Source organism: Streptomyces mayonensis (genome assembly GCF_018982965.1).
GTDB classification, from domain to species: domain Bacteria; phylum Actinomycetota; class Actinomycetes; order Streptomycetales; family Streptomycetaceae; genus Streptomyces; species Streptomyces mayonensis.
In genome coordinates this window covers 1-1,514 of sequence record NZ_JACBYP010000261.1, presented here as the reverse complement: position 1 = coordinate 1,514, position 1,514 = coordinate 1, and the positions used below count along the sequence as shown (strand labels likewise).

At 68.6% G+C, this 1,514-nt stretch carries 1 protein-coding gene; it reads left to right on the top strand.

Annotation, left to right across the window (positions count from 1 at the left end):
- Nucleotides 1-1,514, top strand: a 1,514-nt coding sequence (locus tag HZS56_RS37740) for a 2-oxoacid:acceptor oxidoreductase subunit alpha (RefSeq protein WP_216725315.1), incomplete at both ends; no start/stop codon positions are given.

Below are 1,514 nucleotides of genomic sequence, written 5' to 3'. Positions count from 1 at the left end.
CGGGTGGTCATCCGGTTCGCGGGTGACTCGGGTGACGGGATGCAGCTCACGGGCGACCGTTTCACCTCGGAGACCGCGTCGTTCGGGAACGATCTGTCCACGCTGCCGAACTTCCCCGCCGAGATCCGCGCACCGGCCGGAACACTGCCCGGCGTCTCCTCCTTCCAGCTGCACTTCGCCGACCACGACATCCTCACCCCCGGCGACGCCCCCAACGTACTGGTCGCCATGAACCCGGCCGCACTCAAAGCCAACATCACCGACCTGCCCCGCGGCGCCGAGATCATCGTCAACACCGACGAATTCACCCGCCGCGCCCTGCAGAAAGTCGGCTACACCACCTCCCCCCTGGAAGACGACTCCCTCGACGCCTACCACGTCCACCCCGTCCCCCTGACCACCCTCACCGTCGAAGCCCTGCGCGAGTTCAGCCTCACCCGCAAGGAAGCCGAACGCAGCAAGAACATGTTCGCCCTCGGCCTCCTGTCCTGGATGTACCACCGGCCCACCGACGGCACCGAAACATTCCTGCGCACCAAGTTCGCGAAGAAGCCGGACATCGCCGCCGCCAACATCGCCGCCTACCGCGCCGGCTGGAACTTCGGCGAGACCACCGAGGACTTCGCCGTCTCCTACGAAGTCGCCCCGGCCGCAACAGCTTTCCCGCCCGGCACCTACCGCAACATCTCCGGCAACCTCGCCCTGGCCTACGGCTTGATCGCCGCCGCCCAGCAGACCGGCCTGCCCCTCTTCCTCGGCTCCTACCCCATCACCCCCGCCTCCGACATCCTCCACGAACTCAGCCGCCACAAAAACTTCGGCGTCCGCACCTTCCAGGCCGAAGACGAGATCGCCGGCATCGGCGCCGCCCTCGGCGCCGCATTCGGCGGCTCCCTCGCCGTCACCACCACCTCCGGCCCCGGCGTCGCCCTCAAGTCCGAAACCATCGGCCTCGCCGTCTCCCTCGAACTGCCCCTGCTCGTCGTCGACATCCAGCGCGGCGGCCCCTCCACCGGCCTGCCGACCAAAACCGAACAGGCCGACCTCCTGCAGGCCATGTACGGCCGCAACGGCGAAGCCCCCGTCCCCGTCATCGCCCCCCGCACCCCCGCCGACTGCTTCAACGCCGCCCTCGAAGCCGCCCGCATCGCCGTCACCTACCGCACCCCCGTCTTCCTCCTCTCCGACGGCTACCTCGCCAACGGCAGCGAACCCTGGCGCATCCCCGAACCCCACGAACTACCCGACCTCACCGTCCAGTTCGCACAAGGCCCCAACCACACCCTCGACGACGGCACCCACGTCTTCCAGCCCTACAAACGCGACCCCCACACCCTCGCCCGCCCCTGGGCGATCCCCGGCACCCCCGGCCTGGAACACCGCATCGGCGGCATCGAAAAACAGGACGGCACCGGCAACATCTCCTACGACCCCGCCAACCACGACCACATGGTCCGCACCCGCCAGGCCAAAATCGACCGCATCACCGTCCCCGACATCGACGTCGACGACCC